Origin of the sequence: Agrococcus sediminis (assembly GCF_007923295.1) — a bacterium.
Taxonomy (GTDB): Bacteria; Actinomycetota; Actinomycetes; order Actinomycetales; family Microbacteriaceae; genus Agrococcus; species Agrococcus sediminis.
The window spans coordinates 26,378-43,873 of record NZ_VOIR01000013.1 but is presented as its reverse complement, the minus strand read 5'-3'; the positions used below and the strand labels follow the sequence as shown (position 1 = coordinate 43,873).

General features: G+C 75.5%; 21 protein-coding genes. 14 read left to right on the top strand and 7 right to left on the bottom strand.

The window, feature by feature from the left end; all coding sequences use genetic code 11:
• The first annotated feature begins 33 nt into the window (after nt 1-33).
• Together FQ330_RS06050 and FQ330_RS06045 are read left to right on the top strand one after the other, a co-directional pair.
• Nucleotides 34-825, top strand: a complete 792-nt coding sequence (locus tag FQ330_RS06050; protein WP_146356048.1) for an SDR family oxidoreductase — start codon at nt 34-36, stop codon at nt 823-825.
• The gene (locus tag FQ330_RS06045) at nt 825-2,834 is read left to right on the top strand and encodes a S9 family peptidase (RefSeq protein ID WP_146356046.1); all 2,010 of its coding nucleotides are present in this window, start codon (nt 825-827) and stop codon (nt 2,832-2,834) included. The genes FQ330_RS06050 and FQ330_RS06045 overlap by 1 nt, the downstream gene beginning before the upstream one ends.
• 59 nt (nt 2,835-2,893) lie before the next feature.
• Here the strand turns inward: FQ330_RS06045 and FQ330_RS06040 are convergent, their stop codons facing one another.
• Genes FQ330_RS06040 through FQ330_RS06030 form a run of 3 tightly spaced genes read right to left on the bottom strand, consistent with a single transcriptional unit; the run spans nt 2,894 to nt 5,990 of the window.
• A complete protein-coding gene (locus FQ330_RS06040) occupies nt 2,894-3,949 on the bottom strand; it encodes a hypothetical protein (protein ID WP_146356044.1) in 1,056 nt (351 codons plus the stop codon).
• On the bottom strand, nt 3,946-4,863 hold the full coding sequence (locus FQ330_RS06035; protein ID WP_146356042.1) for a diacylglycerol/lipid kinase family protein: 918 nt from the start codon (nt 4,861-4,863) through the stop codon (nt 3,946-3,948). The genes FQ330_RS06040 and FQ330_RS06035 overlap by 4 nt, the downstream gene beginning before the upstream one ends.
• A 20-nt stretch (nt 4,864-4,883) precedes the next feature.
• The gene (locus FQ330_RS06030; protein WP_146356040.1) at nt 4,884-5,990 is read right to left on the bottom strand and encodes a DNA glycosylase AlkZ-like family protein; all 1,107 of its coding nucleotides are present in this window, start codon (nt 5,988-5,990) and stop codon (nt 4,884-4,886) included.
• Nucleotides 5,991-6,026: 36 nt separating this feature from the next.
• Between FQ330_RS06030 and FQ330_RS06025 the strand changes: the two genes are divergently transcribed.
• Both FQ330_RS06025 and FQ330_RS06020 read left to right on the top strand, forming a co-directional pair.
• Entirely contained in the window at nt 6,027-7,088 is a 1,062-nt protein-coding gene (locus tag FQ330_RS06025) for a trans-sulfuration enzyme family protein (RefSeq protein WP_146356038.1), read from the top strand.
• Nucleotides 7,085-7,585 (top strand): GNAT family N-acetyltransferase, encoded by a 501-nt coding sequence (locus FQ330_RS06020; protein ID WP_192575860.1) that lies wholly within the window; start codon nt 7,085-7,087, stop codon nt 7,583-7,585. Before FQ330_RS06025 ends, FQ330_RS06020 begins: the two co-directional genes overlap by 4 nt.
• A gap of 28 nt (nt 7,586-7,613) precedes the next feature.
• Here the strand turns inward: FQ330_RS06020 and FQ330_RS06015 are convergent, their stop codons facing one another.
• Nucleotides 7,614-7,925, bottom strand: a complete 312-nt coding sequence (locus FQ330_RS06015) for a hypothetical protein (protein ID WP_146356036.1) — start codon at nt 7,923-7,925, stop codon at nt 7,614-7,616.
• Nucleotides 7,926-8,051: 126 nt separating this feature from the next.
• Here FQ330_RS06015 and FQ330_RS06010 point away from each other — a divergent pair, with 126 nt between their 5' ends.
• The 7 genes from FQ330_RS06010 to FQ330_RS05985 all read left to right on the top strand — a co-directional run bounded on the left by FQ330_RS06010 (nt 8,052) and on the right by FQ330_RS05985 (nt 13,524).
• Entirely contained in the window at nt 8,052-8,585 is a 534-nt protein-coding gene (locus FQ330_RS06010) for a MarR family winged helix-turn-helix transcriptional regulator (protein WP_128189347.1), read from the top strand.
• A gap of 127 nt (nt 8,586-8,712) precedes the next feature.
• A complete protein-coding gene (locus FQ330_RS13530) occupies nt 8,713-8,892 on the top strand; it encodes a hypothetical protein (protein WP_225792716.1) in 180 nt (59 codons plus the stop codon).
• Complete coding sequence (locus FQ330_RS06005) at nt 8,889-9,668, top strand: phosphatase PAP2 family protein (protein ID WP_225792715.1); 780 nt, start codon at nt 8,889-8,891, stop codon at nt 9,666-9,668. Before FQ330_RS13530 ends, FQ330_RS06005 begins: the two co-directional genes overlap by 4 nt.
• Before the next feature lie 73 nt (nt 9,669-9,741).
• Nucleotides 9,742-10,212 (top strand): cupredoxin domain-containing protein, encoded by a 471-nt coding sequence (locus FQ330_RS06000; protein ID WP_146356032.1) that lies wholly within the window; start codon nt 9,742-9,744, stop codon nt 10,210-10,212.
• A gap of 10 nt (nt 10,213-10,222) precedes the next feature.
• Nucleotides 10,223-10,741 (top strand): metallophosphoesterase family protein, encoded by a 519-nt coding sequence (locus FQ330_RS05995; protein ID WP_146356030.1) that lies wholly within the window; start codon nt 10,223-10,225, stop codon nt 10,739-10,741.
• A gap of 92 nt (nt 10,742-10,833) precedes the next feature.
• Entirely contained in the window at nt 10,834-12,285 is a 1,452-nt protein-coding gene (locus tag FQ330_RS05990) for a serine/threonine-protein kinase (RefSeq protein WP_146356028.1), read from the top strand.
• A gap of 36 nt (nt 12,286-12,321) precedes the next feature.
• On the top strand, nt 12,322-13,524 hold the full coding sequence (locus FQ330_RS05985; RefSeq protein ID WP_146356026.1) for a cysteine desulfurase-like protein: 1,203 nt from the start codon (nt 12,322-12,324) through the stop codon (nt 13,522-13,524).
• Nucleotides 13,525-13,555: 31 nt separating this feature from the next.
• On the opposite strand, the gene FQ330_RS05980 is transcribed toward FQ330_RS05985, so the two are convergent.
• Genes FQ330_RS05980 through FQ330_RS05970 form a run of 3 tightly spaced genes read right to left on the bottom strand, consistent with a single transcriptional unit; the run spans nt 13,556 to nt 16,010 of the window.
• A complete protein-coding gene (locus FQ330_RS05980; protein ID WP_225792714.1) occupies nt 13,556-14,332 on the bottom strand; it encodes an alpha/beta fold hydrolase in 777 nt (258 codons plus the stop codon).
• Nucleotides 14,325-14,753: a GNAT family N-acetyltransferase gene (locus tag FQ330_RS05975; protein ID WP_128190020.1), complete on the bottom strand. Its 429-nt coding sequence runs from the start codon at nt 14,751-14,753 to the stop codon at nt 14,325-14,327. Before FQ330_RS05975 ends, FQ330_RS05980 begins: the two co-directional genes overlap by 8 nt.
• A gap of 9 nt (nt 14,754-14,762) precedes the next feature.
• On the bottom strand, nt 14,763-16,010 hold the full coding sequence (locus FQ330_RS05970; RefSeq protein ID WP_146356024.1) for a saccharopine dehydrogenase family protein: 1,248 nt from the start codon (nt 16,008-16,010) through the stop codon (nt 14,763-14,765).
• Between the two features lie 163 nt (nt 16,011-16,173).
• Here FQ330_RS05970 and FQ330_RS05965 point away from each other — a divergent pair, with 163 nt between their 5' ends.
• The 3 genes from FQ330_RS05965 to FQ330_RS05955 are packed head-to-tail and all read left to right on the top strand — an operon-like array spanning nt 16,174 to nt 17,494.
• Nucleotides 16,174-16,548 (top strand): pyridoxamine 5'-phosphate oxidase family protein, encoded by a 375-nt coding sequence (locus FQ330_RS05965; RefSeq protein WP_263970111.1) that lies wholly within the window; start codon nt 16,174-16,176, stop codon nt 16,546-16,548.
• The gene (locus tag FQ330_RS05960) at nt 16,545-16,922 is read left to right on the top strand and encodes a DUF6578 domain-containing protein (RefSeq protein ID WP_146356022.1); all 378 of its coding nucleotides are present in this window, start codon (nt 16,545-16,547) and stop codon (nt 16,920-16,922) included. The genes FQ330_RS05965 and FQ330_RS05960 overlap by 4 nt, the downstream gene beginning before the upstream one ends.
• 44 nt (nt 16,923-16,966) lie before the next feature.
• Nucleotides 16,967-17,494: a hypothetical protein gene (locus FQ330_RS05955; protein WP_146356020.1), complete on the top strand. Its 528-nt coding sequence runs from the start codon at nt 16,967-16,969 to the stop codon at nt 17,492-17,494.
• The last annotated feature ends 2 nt before the right edge of the window (nt 17,495-17,496 follow it).

The following is a 17,496-nucleotide window of genomic DNA, read 5'->3' as shown; positions in this document are numbered from 1 at the left end:
CCAGTAGTGTCGTGGGGAACCGAAGGAGCTCCCGTGCCCGATCCCGCCTCCGCATCCCTCGCACCCGGCTCGCTGTCGGGCCGCACCGCACTCGTCACCGGCTCGAGCCGCGGCATCGGCGCCGCGACCGTCGACCTGCTGGCCCGCGCGGGCGCCGACGTGGTCGTCAACTACCGCGCCAAGGCCCCGCGCGCCGAGAAGGTCGTCGCCGCGGCCGAGGCCCAGGGCGTGCAGGGGATCGCCGTGCAGGCCGACCTGACCGACGCCGCCAGCGTCGCGGCGATGTTCGCCGCCGCCGAGGAGCGCTTCGGCGGCCTCGACATCCTCGTGATGAACGCCTCCGGCGGCATGGAGGCCGGCATGGGCGAGGACTACGCGATGCGGCTCAACCGCGACGCGCAGGTCGCGCTGCTCGACGCGGCCGTGCCGGTGCTGCGCGACGGCGCGCGGGTCGTCTTCGTCACGAGCCACCAGGCGCACTTCATCCGCACGACGCCGACGATGCCCGAGTACGAGGCCGTCGCGCTGTCGAAGCGCGCGGGCGAGGACGCCCTCCGCGAGCGCATCCCCGCCCTCGCCGAGCGCGGCATCGAGCTCGTGGTGGTCTCGGGCGACATGATCGAGGGCACCATCACCGCGACCCTGCTCGAGCGCGCCAACCCCGGCGCGATCGCGAGCCGCCGCGAGGACGCCGGCCGGCTCTACAACGTCGAGGAGTTCGCCCGCGAGGTGGCGCTCGCCGCCGTCGAGCCGGTGCCCGCCGACAGCACGCGCCTCGTCGGCGACGTCTCCGGCTTCGCGACCGACGAGGGAGGGCAGGCCTGATGCGCGCCGACGACATCGAGCGCCTCGTCTCGCTCTCCCGCCCGGCCGTCCACCCGAGCGGCGAGTACGCCGTGGTCGCCGCCTCGAGGCCGAGCCTCCGCGCCAACCGCAACGTCGGCCAGCTGTGGCGCGTGTCGCTGCGCGACGGAGCCCGGCGCCGCATCACCGGCGGCGTCGCCGACCGCTCGCCGCGCCTCACGCCCGACGGCGGCACGCTGCTGCTCGTGCGCGACGACGATGCCGGCAAGCCGCAGGTGTGGGCGATGCGCGTCGACGGCGGCGAGCCGGTGCAGGCCACCGCGCAGCCCGGCGGCGTGCTCGAGTACGCCGTCTCGCCCGACGGCACCCGCATCGCCTTCACGGCAGCCGTGCTCGAGCCGGGCCGCTACGGCTCGGTCGAGGGCGTGAGCGCCGCGCAGGAGCCCGCGCGCCTCATCACGCGCAACCGCAACCTGGCCAACGGCACCGGCAGCCTCATCGGCCGCCGGTCGCACCTGTTCGTCGCGCCGCTGCCCGACCTCGACGGCGAGCCCCGCTACGAGCGCGCCGCGCACCCGCACGACGAGCCGGGTCGCATCGACGACGCCCCGCACGCGCCGGAGGCCATCCGCCTCAGCCACGGCGAGTTCGACCACTCGGCGCCGGCCTTCTCGGCCGACGGCGAGCGCGTGCTGTGCATCACGGCGCGCCACGACACCCGCGACGACGACCTGCTGAACGCGGTCGTCGAGTTCGACGCGGGCGTCGCCGAGGGCGAGCCGCACACGATCCTCAGCTCGCGCGCCGGGCTCTCGGTCGCCGAGGTGCAGCCGACGCCCGACGGCGGCTTCGTGCTGCTCGCGCAGCAGATGGGGGAGTCCGGTCGCGACTTCGTCGGCCGCAGCACGCAGCTGTTCGTGCTCGAGCACCCCGGCGCGCACCCGGAGGAGGTCACCGAGGGCGACACCGTCGACCTGGGCGAGCCGGGCAGCCACGCGACCGTCGTCGAGGACGGCGTGCTCGTGCAGCAGCGCCGCCGCGGCCGCGTCCTGCTCGTGCACGTCACCGGCGGCGGCTCGAAGGAGCTCATCGGCGGCGACGTCGAGGTCATCGGCCACGGCGTGGGCGACGGCGTCACCGTCGCGACCGTCGCGACGCCGACATCCGCGGGCGAGGTGGCCGTGCTCGACGACCGCGGCGTGACCGTGCTCACCGACTTCGGCGCGCCCCTCGCGGAGGCCGGCGTCGCCGCGCCCGTCGAGCACGAGTTCCCCACCCGCGACGGCGGCACGGTGCACGGCTGGGTCTGGGTGCCCGAGGGCGAGGGGCCGCACCCCGTGCTGCTGAACATCCACGGCGGGCCGTTCGCGCAGTACGGCGTGGGCGTGTTCGACGAGGCGCAGGTCGCGGTCGACGCCGGCTACGCGGTCGTGCAGTGCAACCCGCGCGGCTCGGCCGGCTACGGGCGCGAGCACGGCATCGCGATCCGCCAGGCCATGGGCACGGTCGACATGGCAGACGCACTCGACTTCCTCGACGCATCCATCGACGCCCACTCCGAGCTCGACCGCGAGCGGCTCGGCATCATGGGCGGCTCCTACGGCGGCTACCTCACGGCTTGGACGATCGCGCACGACCACCGCTTCGCCGCGGCGATCGTCGAGCGCGGCTTCCTCGACCCCGAGTCGTTCGCCGGAACGAGCGACATCGGCTGGTTCTTCGGCGGCGAGTACACCGGCACCGACCCGGATGCGATGCGGGCGCAGAGCCCGATGGCGCGCGTCGGGGACGTGCGGACGCCGACGCTCGTCGTGCACTCCGAGCAGGACTGGCGGTGCCCGCCCGAGCAGGCGCAGCGCTACTGGGCCGCCCTCAAGCGCAACGGCGTCGAGACGGCGCTGCTGCTGTTCCCGGGCGAGAACCACGAGCTGACGCGCTCGGGCCAGCCGCGGCACCGCGTCGAGCGCTTCGAGCACGTGCTGCGCTGGTGGGCGAAGCACCTGCCGACGCAGCGGAACCACGGGCAGTAGGCGGGACGGCCGGCCCCGTCGAGCGGCATCGCTCGCGCGGCGGGGCTAGGCGGCCCGGGCTAGGCCGTGGGCTGCACCCCGTCGGCGACCGCGGCCACGACCCGGTCGCGGCCCTCGTCGTCGAGCAGGCCCAGCTCGTGCGCGATGCGCGCCGCCTCGTCGTAGGAGGAGTGGAAGCGGATGCCGGCGGCCTCGAGCTCGGCGCGCGCCGCGCCCTCGACGGGCACGACCTCGTGGATGAGCACTGCCACGCCGAGGCCCGCGCCGCGGCGCAGCATCTCGGCGCCCACCTGCGGGTCGGCCTGGCCGCTGTCGCCGAGGAACATGAAGCGGCACTCGGGGAACAGCTCGCGCTCCCGGTCGAAGTTCTGCAGCTTGCGCTGCTTGATCGACTTCTTCGTGAAGAGGTTGAGGAAGGAGCCGCCGAGCACCGCGTGCGGCGGCAGCCCCAGGTCGGCGAGCCCGCCGCGCGTGTACTGCTCGATGAGGCCGCGGGGCCCCTCGGGGCGCGCGGTGACGAACGTCAGGTCGCCGGGGCGCGACGGCTCGCCGGAGTGGCCCTCGTCGAGCTCGATGAGCAGCTCGACCACGCCCGGGTAGACGATGCCGCGCGGGTAGCGCGTCTCGTGCAGCATGGCGCGCACCGTGTCGTCGATGTCGCACAGGATGCGGAGGTCGTGGACGGGGGAGTCGGCGGCCTCGGCGGCGATGTGGGCGAGCACCGCCTCGCGGTCGGCTGGCAGCAGCCGCTCGTAGACGACGTGCTCGAGGTCGTGCCGGTCGCCGGAGGCGTTCAGCAGGTACTTCATGTCGCGGAACGGCTCGCCCGTGAGCGACAGCAGCATGCTGCGCACGCCGTGCGACACCGTCGGATCGAGCGGCAGGCCGCGCAGCGCGTGCACGATGCGCGCGCGCATGGCGGGGCTCAGCTCGGCGGAGCGGTCGACGCACAGCAGCTGCACGAGCTCGCGCCGCTCCCGTCGGCGCAGGAGCCCCGTGAGGAGGTTGCCGGCGATGGCGTCGACCGTGCGCTGCAGGTCGATCTGGGCGAGCACGGACTCGAGCGCGCCCTCGGGGGTCGCGCGCAGCTTGGCCAGGGCCTCGGAGGGATTCACGGCTCCGATCCTGGCACCCGCACCCTGAGCGCGGCGTGATCGATGCGCGCGTCGATCCGCTCAGCCCTGCCCGCCGGGTCGCCGTCGAGCTGCACGGGCATCGGGGCGTCGACGGCGCCGAGCGTCACCCGCTCGGCGCGCCGGTGCCGCAGCACGCCCTCCGCGCGCGCGAGCCCCGCGCCCGCGGCTGCGATGCGGCCCCAGTGCGCGAGGTGGCGCGGGCTCACCGTGGCCACATGCAGCAGTCCGTCGTCGAGCCGGGTGCCCGGCAGCACCCGCAGCCCCGCGGGGATGCGCGCGGCGTTGTGCACGAGCACGCTCCACGCGCGGGCCGCCTCGACCGGCCCGCCGTCGAAGCGGCCGCGCACGGCGAAGCTCGGGTGCCCGAAGCGGCGCGCGCCCGCGGCGACGTAGGAGAGCCAGCCGAGCCGGCGCTTCGCGCGCAGCGACGACGCCTCGACGGCGAGCGCGTCGTTCCCGACCCCGACGACGACCAGGAACGGCGCCTCCGGCTCGCGCTCGCCGCCGGCGCGCGTCAGCACCACGCGGCCGAGGTCGATGTGCGCGGTCGGGCCGGAGACCGCGGCGCGCGCCGCGGCGGCGACGTCGTGCAGCGGCAGGTCGAGGTTCCTCGCGAACAGGTTGGCCGTGCCGGCAGGCACGATGCCGAGCGGCATGCCGGTGTGCGCGAGCTCGGCCGCGACCGCACGGACCGTGCCGTCGCCGCCGACCGCCACGACCGCATCCGCCCCGGCTGCGAGCGCCGCGCGGGCCTGCGGGCCGCCCGGCTCGGCCGCGGTGGTCGCAGCGACCCGCGCGTCGAGGCCCGCGCGCGCCGCCTCGCGCAGCACGGCGTCGACGGCCCGCGCGGCACCGCGGGCCGTGGGGTTGCCGATGACGACGAGCTCGGGCACGCGGCAAGGCTAGCGAGCGCTCAGCCCGCGTCGGCCACGACCAGCCTGCCGCCGAGCCACGCCGCCATCGACTCGAGCTCGGCGTCGACGGCGCGCCGCAGGCGCCGGTCGGGCTCCGCGTCCCAGTGGATGCGGGCCACGCGCAGCGCGCCCGCGTCGCGGTCGGTGCGGGCGTCGACCTTGCCCACCAGCCGGTCGCCGTCGAGGATGGGCAGCGCGAAAGCGCCCCAGCGACGCCTCGCCGCCGGCGTGTACTGCTCGAGCGCGTAGTCGAAGGCGAAGAGCTCCGCCATGCGCCGCCGCTCGGCGATGAGGCGGTCGACGGGGGAGAGGATCGCGACGCGCCCGGCGAATCCCTCCGCGGTCGCCGCCTCGTCGAGCCGCCACTCGCGCCGCGTGCCCTCGACGAGCACCGGCACGCCCGCGTCGCCGACGAGCGCCGGACGCGCGATGCCGAGGGAGCGCAGCCGCCGGCGGTCGCGCTCCGCGGCGGCCTCGGCCGCGTCGAGCGACGGACCCGGCGGCAGCACGCGCTCGGCGAGGTCCCACACCCGCTCGAGGCCGGCGCGCTCGGCGACCGCGACGACCCCGGCGCGCAGCAGGTGCTCCAGCATCATGGCGACGTCGCGGCCGGTGTTCCAGCCGCTCGAGGCGTAGGGCGCGTCGGCGGTGTCGTCGATCTCGCGCTGGGGGAGCGGCCCGTCGGCGCGCAGCTGCTCGAGCAGCCGCTGGCGGAAGCCGGCGTTCTGGTCGAGCCACTCGCCGCCGCGTGCGGCGGCCGCGGCCATCTCGGGTCGGTGCAGCGGCAGGTCGGCCGTCGGCACGAGGGCCACCGCGTGCGGCTCGCGCGGCGACGGCTGCAGGATCCACTCGAACGGCGACTGCTCGACCTCGGCCGCCCGGCGCACCGCGCCGGCGTCGATCGCGTGCCCCAGCCGCGACCAGGCGACGTGCTCGGCGGCGGGCATCACGATGTCGGTGACGTTGACCTGCAGCAGCGTCAGGTGCCGCGCCACGTCGACGAGGTCGTCGGAGCCGCCGACGAGCGCGCGGTCGGCGTCGAGCAGCTGCGCCCGCACCGCGATGCGGCGCGCCTCGGCGCGCGGGATCGTGCGCGGCTCGGCCATGCGTCGACGGTAGTGCCGCGGTGCCAGGATGGTGCCATGTCTGATCGCGCTGCGCTCCGTCCCGAGACCGTCACGGTGAGCGCGGGCCGCCCCGCCCACGTGCCCGGCGCCCCCTTCAACGAGCCGGTGACCTTCGCGAGCGCGTTCGTCGCCGGCGGCGAGCTCGAGTACGCGCGCTACGGCAACCCGTCGTGGACGGCGCTCGAGGAGGCGCTCGGCGCGCTCGAGGGCGGCGAGTGCATCTCGTTCGCGAGCGGCATGGCCGCGGTGAGCGCGGTCGCCGCGCTCGTGCCGCACGGCGGCGCGGTCGTCGTGCCGCAGCACGCATACCAGCACACCCTGATGCTGCTCGACACCGGCGCCGCGGAGGGCCGCTTCGAGGTGCGTCGGGTCGACATCGCCGACGCCGCCGCGGTCGAGGCGGCGATGCCCGGCGCGGCGATGGTGTGGATCGAGTCGCCCACGAACCCCGCGCTCGAGGTCGCCGACATCGCGAGGCTCGCGGCCGCGGCGCGGGCTGCCGGCGCGCTGAGCGTCGTCGACAGCACGTTCGCGTCGCCGCTCGTGCAGCGGCCGCTCGAGGACGGCGCCGACGTCGTGGTGCACTCCGCGACGAAGCTCATCGCCGGGCACAGCGACATCGTGCTCGGCGCGGTCGCGACCGGCAGCGCCGACCTCGCCGAGCGCATCCGCCAGCATCGCGGGCTGCACGGCGCGATCCCGGGCCCGATGGAGGCGTTCATGGCGCTCCGGGGGCTGCGCACCCTCTCGGTGCGCCTCGAGCGCGCGCAGGCGAACGCGCGCGAGCTGACGCGCAGGCTCTCGGATGCGCCGGGCGTCGTCGAGGTGCGCGACCCCGGGTTCGGGACGGTGCTCGCGATCGTGCTCGCCGATGCGGCGGCCGCCGACCGCGTCGTCGAGCGCGTGCGCCTGTGGATCCCGGCGACGAGCCTCGGGGGAGTGGAGTCCACCCTCGAGCGTCGGCGCCGGTGGGCGACCGAGGCACCGACCATCCCGGAGGGGCTCATCCGCCTCTCGGTCGGCATCGAGCACATCGACGACCTCGCCGACGACCTGCTGCGGGCGCTGGCGGCATGACGGCGCGCTCGCTCGCCGACGGCGCGGTGCTGCGCCCCGCGCGGCCCGGCGACGAGCCCGGCATCCTCGCGATGATCGAGGCGCTCGCGCGCTACGAGCGCGAGCCCGACGCGGTCGAGAACACCGCGCCGATGCTGACGGCGGCCCTCTTCGGCGACGAGCCGCGCGTCTTCGCGCACGTGGTCGAGCACGAGGGCGCGATCGTCGGCATCGCGATCTGGTTCGTCACCTACTCGACCTGGACGGGCACGCACGGCATCTGGCTCGAGGATCTCTACGTCGACGAGCGGATGCGCGGGCGCGGCCACGGCCGCGCGCTCATGTCGGCGCTGGCGGCCGAGTGCGTCGAGCGCGGCTACCGGCGCTTCGAGTGGACCGTGCTCGACTGGAACGCGCCCTCGATCGCCTTCTACCGCTCGATCGGCGCCGAGCCGATGTCGGAGTGGACGACGCAGCGGCTCTCGGGCGAGCGGCTCGCGGAGCTCGCCGGCCGCTGAGCGGCCGCGGGCGCCGGGGGAGCGCCGCTCAGCCCAGCCGCAGCCGCGAGGGGCGCACGAGCCGGGCGCCTGCGGCGTCCCAGCCGTCGCGGATCGGTGCCGCGTCGTCGATCGAGAACGACGCCTGCGCCGCCGCGAGGTCGGGGTAGCGGCCGAGCGAGGCGCCGGCGCCGTCGACCGCGACGAACTCCTCGAGGCTCTCCTCGACGAAGCCCAGGAACGTCAGGCCGTCGTCGTCGGCGCGGCTCGCGACCCAGAGGCCGTTGCCGGGCGTGGCCCACGTCACGGCGGTCGCATCGATCGTCTCGGAGCGGTTCGGCCTTGCCATCGTGTCGGTCATGACCGCTCCTTCGAGATTCGTTAGTTCGACGATCGAAATGTATCACGCTCGAACGGTATAGTCGGACCTGACAGCGGATTCCCAGGCACGGCCCGGGGGACGCGGCGCACAGGAGCGGAGGCGGAGATGCGGCAGGCGGAGTCGAACGAGGGCTCGGGCTACTGGTACCCGCAGCACGGCGTGCCGACGAGCGTCGACGTGCTGAACCTGCTGCGCCGGTACCGCGCGACGGAGGGCGCGATGCGCGCCCGGACGCGCTCGTCGATGGGCATGGGCGAGACCGACCTGCTGGCGCTGCGCATCCTGCTGCAGACACAGCGCAGCGGCGAGCTCATGCGGCAGCGCGATCTCGCGCACGCCCTCGGGCTCGCGTCGCCGTCGGTGACGGCACTCGTCGACCGCCTGGTGCGCAGCGGCCACGTGCGCCGCGAGCCGCATCCCGACGACCGGCGCGCGACGATCGTCGTGCCGACGACCGATACCGACACCGAGGTGCGCGCGACGCTCGGCGCGATGCACCGTCGCATGATCGACGTCATCGACAGCATGGACGAGACCGAGCGCCTCGCCGTCGCGAGCTTCCTGCAGCGGATGGTCGCGGCCGTCGAGCAGGTCGACGAGCACGAGGAGCCGGCCCCGGCACCCGTGCTCACCGCCTAGCCCCGTCCGGCGCACCTGCGTCAAGCGCCGATAATGCACATTATGTCGGATCGAGTGCCGGCGAGGCCTCCCCGGGATCCCCCAGCCCCGCGGGCTACCGTGACCACCCACCAGGAAGCAGGCCCCCGTGCTCCGCATCGCCGCATCCGTCCACGACGCGACCATCGCGCTCGACGACCCCATGAACCTCTTCATCCTCGGCGCGACCGGCATCGTCACGCTCGCCGCGCTCGCGCTGATCGGCGCGTTCGCGTCGACGCTCCGGGAGCGAGCCGAGCCGGCTCCTGGCCCTACGCTGAGCCGGTGACCGCAGCAACCCGCAGCCCGCGCATCCTCGACGCCGAGTGGCGTCGCAAGTTCCTCGTCGAGGAGCGCTGCATCTCCCGCTCGGAGCGGCGGACCCTCTACGGCAGTGCCATCGCGCTCGCCGTCGTGGGCCTCACGATCTTCACGGTGATGCTCGTGGGCGTGCTGACCGACTCGGGCGCCGCGAGGCTCAACGAGCCCGTGCAGCAGTGGTTCGTCGACGCCCGCGACGACGCAGAGACCGTCACCATGTCGGTGCTCGCGTACGTCTTCGGCCCCGTCGCGATGCCCATCATCGTGCTCGTGGTCTGCATCGGCTGGACGATCCTCGCGAGCCACGCCTGGCGTCCGCTCGTGCTGTGCGGCGGCATGGCGCTCGGCGTGATCAGCGCCCTCTCCATCGCTCCCCTCGTGCAGCACCCGCGCCCCCCGATCGACCTCATGGTGCTCGGCGCCGACCACACCTTCTCGTTCCCCTCCGGGCACGTGCTCGGCGCATCCGACTTCCTGCTCATCACCGCCTACCTCATCGCCTCGCGGCAGCGGCACATCCCCCTGCGCATCGGCCTCTTCGCGCTCGCCGCGGTCGGCATCGTGGCGCAGATCGGCAGCCGGCTGTACCTCGGCTACCACTGGCTCACCGACGTCATCGCGTCGGTCGGCCTGTCGTTCGTGATCCTCGCGATCGTGATCGTCGTCGACACCCTGCGCACGGCCCGCGTCAAGGGCGAGCCGATCACCGGACCGCTCTCGACGGCCCAGCGCGACGGCACCTGACCCATCCCCCAGACCCATCCCTCCGGCCCGCGGCTCCGAACCGCTGTGGACCCACCGACAAGGGAGCACCGCCATGACACCTCGATCCGCATCGATCACCGCCCTCCTGGCAGCCGCCGCGCTGGCGCTCGCCGGCTGCTCCGCCAGCGGTGAGTCCGCTACGCCGCCCTCCGGCGACGCGGCGCCGAGCTCGGCACCCGCGACGGAGCCCTCCTCCCCCGCATCGTCGGGCGACGAGGCGGGGATGGCGCTCATCGGCATGGTCGGCACGGCCGACGACCCCGATGCGTACGAGATCGCGCTCACCGACGCCGACGGCCAGCCCGTCGAGATGCTCGCGGCCGGCGACTACACGCTCACCTTCGCCGACCGCACCGCCGCCCACAACTTCCGCCTGACCGGCCCCGGCGGCGTCGACGTGGCGACGGATGTCGCGGGCACCGACGAGACGTCGGTGCAGGTGACGCTCGTGGCCGGCACCTACACGTTCGTGTGCGACCCGCACCCGGCGACCATGGTCGGCGAGGTCGAGGTCACCGGCTGATGCGCCGCGCGTGACCACCAGGCTGCTGCTGCTGAGCGACACCCACCTGCCGCTGCGCGCGAAGGCGCTGCAGGAGCAGGTGTGGCGGCTCGTCGACGAGGCCGACCTGGTGGTGCACGCCGGCGACTGGGTGGTGCCGGAGCTCCTCGACGAGCTCGAGTCGCGGGCAGCGCGCCTCGTGGGCGTCGCGGGCAACAACGACGGCGCCGAGCTGCACCGCCGGCTCGGCGAGACCGCGCGGTTCGAGGTCGACGGGCTCCGGTTCGCTGTCGAGCACGAGACGGGCGCGGCCGCCGGCCGGGAGCGCCGCTGCGACGCGCGCTTCGGGCCCTCCTCCCCCGCGCCGGCCGACGTGCTCGTCTTCGGGCACTCGCACATCCCCTGGGACTCGACGACGCCCGGAGGGCTGCGCCTGCTGAACCCGGGCTCCCCCACCGACCGGCGCCGCCAGCCGGTCGGCACCGTGATGACGGCGGTCGTCGATGGCGGCGCGCTCGGCGAGGTGGCGCTCCTGCCGACGCCCCGCTGACGCGCCGGCTGCTTCCTGTGGGCCCGCACGCCTGTTCCTGCGAGTCCGCTGGTCATCCGTCCCCCAAGGGCGGGATACGCTCAGGGGGACAAATGGAGGACGCCATGGGCGCTGCCGACCCGCTCCAGCAGGGAAGCCTGCTCGCCGAGCGCTATCGCATCGGCGAGCGCATCGGCGCCGGCGGCATGGCCTCGGTGCATCGGGCCACCGACGAGGTGCTCGGGCGCGAGGTCGCGGTCAAGGCGATCGTGCGCGAGAGCACCGATCCGGCCGACCTGCAGCGCGAGCGGTCGGAGATCGACCTGCTCGCCTCGCTCAACCACCGCGCGCTCGTCACCCTCTTCGACGCGGGCAGCACGACGCTCGACGGCCTGCTGGTGTCGTACCTGGTGATGGAGCTCGTCGACGGGCCCACGCTCGCCGCGCGCCTCGCCCAGGGGCCGCTCCCGCAGGAGCAGGCGTGGCGCATCGCGCACGACCTGGCCGAGGCGCTCGTCATCGTGCACGCGAGCGAGGTGGTGCACCGCGACATCAAGCCCGCGAACATCCTGCTCGCGCCCTCGCTCGTGCCCGGGAGGGACTTCGACGCGAAGCTCGCCGACTTCGGCATCGCCGCCATCGTGGGCGCCGCGCGGCTGACCGCGACCGGCACGGTGCTCGGCACCGCCGCCTACCTCAGCCCCGAGCAGGCCACCGGCGCGCGCGTCGCGCCCTCCTCCGACATCTACTCGCTCGGCCTCGTGCTGCTCGAGGCGCTCACGGGGCGCCGCGAGTACCCCGGGCCGCTGCTCGAGTCGCTGAGCGCGCGGCTCGCGCGCGATCCCGAGATCCCCGGCTCGATCGGCTACGAGTGGAAGTCGCTGCTGACGGCGATGACGGCGCGCGAGCCCGAGGCGCGCCCGACGGCCGCGGCTGTGCTCGAGCGACTGATCGAGATGGCCGCCGCCGTCGCCACGACCGGCGACATCGACGCGACGGCGGCGCTCGGCAGCGTCGCGACCGCCGCGATCATCGCCGCCAACTCCGGCCCCGCGCCCGTCGCTGCGATGGCTGCCGACCGCAGCACCACCGCCGAGACGCTCCGGTCCGCCGCCATCGCTCCCGAGGCGGGCACGGCCGACGCGGCGACGCGCGGCAGGCGCCGCCGCTGGGCGATCGCCGGCGGGCTCGCCGCAGGCACCGCGCTCCTCGTCGCCGTCCCCGCGATGGCGCTGCAGGCGGGCGACCCGACCGCACCCACGGTCGAACCAGCGGTGATCGAGTCCGAGCCTCCCGCCCCTAGCGTCGTCGCACCTGCCCCGACGGAGCCCGCACCGACCGAGACGGCCACTGCCGAGACCGCGGTCGCCGACCCCGCGCCGGCTGAGCCGGCGCCCGCGGCACCGATCGCCCCGGCGACGGTCACGACCGACGGCAGCACGTCGGGCGGCGGCGGCACGTCCGGCGGCGGCCAGGGCGGCGCGAGCACCGGCGCCGAGAACTCCGGCAACGAGAACGCCGGACCCGGCGGCGGCAACGGCAACGGCGGCGGCGGACGCCCGTAGCCTGAGCGGGATCCGTCCCGCACCCCGAGGAGCACCATGGCCTTCGACGTCGCCGCCTTCCGCGCGCACTTCCCATCCCTCGCCTCCGGCATCGCCCACTTCGACGGGCCCGGCGGCACGCAGACGCCCGCGGTCGTCGGCGAGGCGATCGCGCGCACGCTCACCGGGCCGCTCTCCAACCGCGGCGGCCTCGTCGAGAGCGAGCGCAACGCCGACCGCGCCGTGGCCGCCTTCCGCGCGGCGATGGCCGACCTGCTGGGCGCCGACGCCCGCGGCATCGTCTACGGCCGCAGCGCCACCCAGCTCACCTACGACCTCTCGCGCGCGCTCGCGAAGACGTGGCGGCCGGGCGACGAGGTCGTCGTCTCGCAGCTCGACCACGACGCCAACGTGCGCCCGTGGCTGCAGGCGGCGGAGGCGGCCGGCGCGGCCGTGCGCTGGCTGCGCCTCGACCCCGGCAGCGCCGACCTGCGCCTCGACGAGCTCGACGCGGTGATCACCGACCGCACCCGCCTCGTCGCCGTCACCGGCGCATCCAACCTGCTCGGCACGAAGCCCGACGTCGCGCGCATCGCCCGGCGCGCGCACGAGGTGGGCGCGCTCGTGCACGTCGACGCGGTGCACCTCGCCGCGCACGCCGCGATCGACACCGCGGCGCTCGGCGCCGACACACTCGTCTGCTCGCCGTACAAGCTCTTCGGACCGCACTGCGCCGCGCTCGCCGCCGACCCGGCGCTGCTCGAGTCGCTCACGCCCGACAAGCTCCTGCCGTCGACCGACGCGGTGCCGGAGCGCTTCGAGCTCGGCACCCTGCCGTACGAGCTCATGGCGGGCGTGACAGCCGCGATCGACCTGCTGGCGGATGTCGCCGAGGTGCCCGGCTCGCGGCGGGAGCGCCTGCTCGCGGGCCACGCGGGCATCGAGGCGCACGAGCTGCGCATGCGCGAGCGCATCGAGCGCGGCCTCGCCGGGCTCGGCGACCGCGTCGTGATGCACTCGGTCGCGGCGGAGCGCACGCCCACGCTCTTCGTCACGTTCCCCCGCAACGACGCGCGAGCGGTGTCGCGCGCGCTCGCCGACCGCGACGTGCTCGCGCCCGCCGGCACGTTCTACGCGCTCGAGCCGTTCCGGGCGCTCGGCCTCGACGTCGACGAGGGGCTGCGGATGGGCGTCGCGCCCTACACCGACGACGGCGACGTCGACCGCCTGCTCGAGGGCCTCGAGGCGGCGCTGCGCTGACGCCGCTCCCCCGCTCGGGGGCTCGAGGCGGTCAGCGGTGCGCGACGATCGCGGCGGCGACGGCGCGCGGCGCGGAGTGCTGCGCGGCGTGGTGGTGCCCGGGGATGCGCACGAGCGCGGCGTCGGGGGTCGCGTCGCGGAGCGCGCGGCACCACGCCTCGCCCGCGACGGTGTCGTGCGCGCCGCGCACGATGAGCAGCGGGCGGCGCAGCACCGGCAGGCGCCGCTCGATCGGGTAGGCGAGCGTCTGCCGCAGCTGCGCCGCGTACCAGGCGACCCCGCAGCGCAGGTAGTCGGTGCAGGCGATCTCGACGAGGCTCGGCGGCTCGCGCACCGCGTCGGCGAGCAGGGCGACGAGCTGCTCGCGCACCGAGCGATGCGCGGCGTCGACGACCGGCGCGATCGCGACGACGCGCGAGACGAGCTCCGGCCGCTGCACCGCGAGCTCGACCGCCCACTGCGCGCCCATCGAGTGGCCGACGAGCACGACCGGCGGCAGGCCGAGCCGGGCGAGGAGCGCGCCGAGCGCCCCCGCCATCTCGACCACGTCGACCTCGCGCCGCGGCACCGGCAGGCCCGCATGGCCCGGCATGTCGATCGAGAGCACGAGCGCGCCGGGCCGCAGCGTCCGGTGCAGCCGATGCATCGCGCGCTGCGACATGCCGATGCCGTGCACCAGCACGATCGCCTCGCGCGGGCCGGGCCGTTCGCGCAGGTCGCCCGAGACGCGGAACTCGAGGTCGCCGATCCGCTCCCGGCGGGTGCGGCCCGCGCGCGGCGCGCGATCGCGGCGGCGCAGGTCAGGCACGGATGCCGTCGCGCGGGGCGAGGTCGAGCGTCATGCCGAGCGGGTCGCCGTCGGCGGCCGCGAAGCCGAGGCCCTCGTAGACCCCGACGGCCTCGGGGCTCGCGAACAGGCCGACCACGGCATCCGCCGGCGCCTGCGCCCGCGCCCACTCGAGCAGCCGCTCGACGATGCGCGACGCGATGCCCTCGTCGCTCGCCTCGGGCCGCACCATCACGTCCTGCACGTAGAAGTAGCGCACCCCGTCGCCCACGAGCCGCCCGACCCCGACGACCTCGTCGCCGTCGAGCGCGACGACGCCGTGCAGCGAGCCGATGAGCGAGGCGCCGATCGACGCCCAGTCGAAGTGCTCGCCCCAGCCGACCGACGTCGCGACGGCGCGCTGCTCGTCGACGGTGGGCACGCGATCGGCGAAGGTGAGCATCCTGGCACTCTACGGCCGCCGCCCGGCAGCGGGCTGGAGCTCGCGCACGTCGAGCCGGAAGCCGCGCCGGCGCAGCCGCTCGACGAGCACGTCGCCGAGCGCCACCGCGGGCGTCAGCACGCCGCCGTCGGGGCTGCAGCACGCACTGTCGACGGCGAGCGCGAGCGCGGCCTCGCCGAGCATGACCGCGGTGGCGGCATAGCCGGGATCGCCCTCGGCCGCGACGGTCGCCGCGTACCGGCGGCCGCGGGTCGTGGTGGTCGTCGTCTCGACCTCGAACGAGCCCGCCGCCCGCCGCTCGGCCGACGGCCCCTCGCCCGGGGCGGGCAGCGCCCGCGCCACCAGGGAGCGGATGCCCGGGGTCGCGAGCGCGCCCGCGAGCGCGGCGAACGCCGCGGCGAGCGCCGTCGCGCGGAGGCGTCCGGCGCTGCCGCGACCGGTGGGCACGACCTCGCGGTAGCGGAAGCCGGCGTCGTCCTGGATGGCGCGGAGCGCATGCGAGCGGCGCACGAGGCGGGTGTTGTACGCCGCCATGACGAACGGCGCATCCCACTCCCCCGTCTCGGCGTCGCGGAAGGGCACCACGACGTCGAGCTGGCCGGGAGCGAGCGGAGCGCCGCCGCTCAGCGCGGCCGGATCCCGCACGACACGACCGAGCGACGCATCCGCCCGCGTGCGCTCGAGCTGCTCGCGCAGCGACGCGATCGTGCCGCCGCTCACGCCGCCGACGAGGCGCCGCACGCGCAGCGTCGTGTCGCCGAGGCCGCCCGCGCCGTCTGCGGCGGCGCGCTCGCGCAGCAGGTGCACCGCGAGGTCGGACGGCACCGAGTCGAAGCCGCACGAGACGACGAGCCTGGCGCCGGTCGTGCGCGCCCGGTCGTGGCAGCGATCGATGAGCGCGCGCACGTAGAGCACCTCGCCGGTGAGGTCGACGCAATCGGTGCCCGCCGCGGCGCACGCCTCGGCGAGCGGCAGGCCGTGGCGCAGGTAGGGGCCGACGGTGGTCGCGACCACCCGCGTGCGCTCGGCGAGCGCCCGCACACCGGCGGCGTCGCCGCTGTCGACGATCAGCAGCGGCCAGTCGGCGGCCGCGGCGCCGAGCGAGGAGCGCACGGCCTCGAGCCGCTCGCGCGAGCGCCCGGCGAGGGCCATTCGCAGGCCGGCGGGCGCGTGCTCGGCCAGGTGGCCGGCGACGAGCCGGCCCACGAAGCCGCTCGCGCCGAGGAGGACGAGGTCGAGGTCGCGGTCGTCGGGCATGCGCCCATCGTGCACCCCCAGCCTGCGCACAGCCCCCGGTGCGAGCGTGGCGCCATGACTGCACACGACGACCGGCTCGACACCATCGCCGAGATCATGCGCTCGACGCGCATCGCCTCCCTCGCCGACGTTCTCTCCCCAGGGCGATCTCGTCTCGACGCCCATGGGGACGCAGGACTTCGAGCACCCAGGCACCGTCTGGTTCATCAGCGAGCGGTCGACCGACAAGGTCGCGGCGATCGAGGCCGACCCGCGCGTCAACGTGCACTACGCCGGCAAGGGCGGCTGGGTGTCGCTCGCGGGCACCGCCCGCTTCGTCGACGACCGCGCGAAGCTGCGCGAGCTGTGGGACGCCTCCGCCGGCATCTTCATGTCGGGCGGGCCCGACGACCCCGACAACGGCCTGCTCGAGGTGACGGCGACGAGCGCCGAGTACTGGGACTCCCCCGGCGCCGTCGCGACCGCCGTGCAGCTGGTGAAGGGCCTCGTCACCGAGGGCGAGCCCGACCTCGGCGACAGCGGTATCGTCCGCATGTGACGCAGCGCGCGACCGTCTGGCTGACCGACTGGCAGGTCGGGGACACCGGCCTCGCCGCCGCTCCCGGGATCGAGGTCGAGTGGCGACTCTCGGCACCCGACGTCTGGACCGCGAGGCTCTTCGGCGATCCGCGCTCGATCGACTTCGAGCTCGACACCGAGGTGGATGCCGTCCCGGGCCGTGCCGTCATCGTGACCCGCGGTCTCGTCGAGGACGTGGAGTGCGTCCGGGTCACCCGGAGTCCCGACGGAGCTGCCGTCGACGGGTCGGCGACGACCGAGCGCGTGCGCTCGACGCTCGAGATGCTCGAGGGCGACGTCATGGGCTACCTCGTGCGGCTGCGCGTCGACGCCATGACGCCCGACGTCACCTGACCCTGCGCGCGGAGGGTTCGGCGCACCCCCGTACGATGCTCGGCGTGGACGTGGACCCGGCGGATGCGGCGGCGGTCGAGCGCGCGCGGGCGGCGCTCGAGCGCGTGGCCGAGCGCCTCGCGGCGGCCGGCGCGCGCGACGAGGCGCTCGCCGAGCACGTCGAGCCGAAGCCGGTGCTCGGCATCCGCCGCCGGCCGACGATGCGCTCGCTCGGCCGCGCCTGGCGCCTCGGCGCCCTGCTCGTGACGCGCGACGGCGCCGTGTGGCAGACGGGCATCTCGACGCGCGTCGCCGAGCCGGGCCGGCCCCAGTTCCACGCGGCGTCGGTCGAGCAGCGCCGCGCCTACCGCGCGGCCGCGCTGCAGGGCGGCTTCCCGCTCGGCGAGACGGTGAACCACGCGATCGCGCCGATCCCGATCGACGCGCCGCTCATCGGCGGCGACGGCGCGCTCGTCGTGCGCGGCGGCGAGGCGCTCGTGCGCTGGGGCACCGACGCGCCGGTGCCGCTCGAGCGCTACCTCGACGACCTGGCCGACCTGCTGCTGCACCCGCCGGAGGGCGCGGGCGGCTAGGT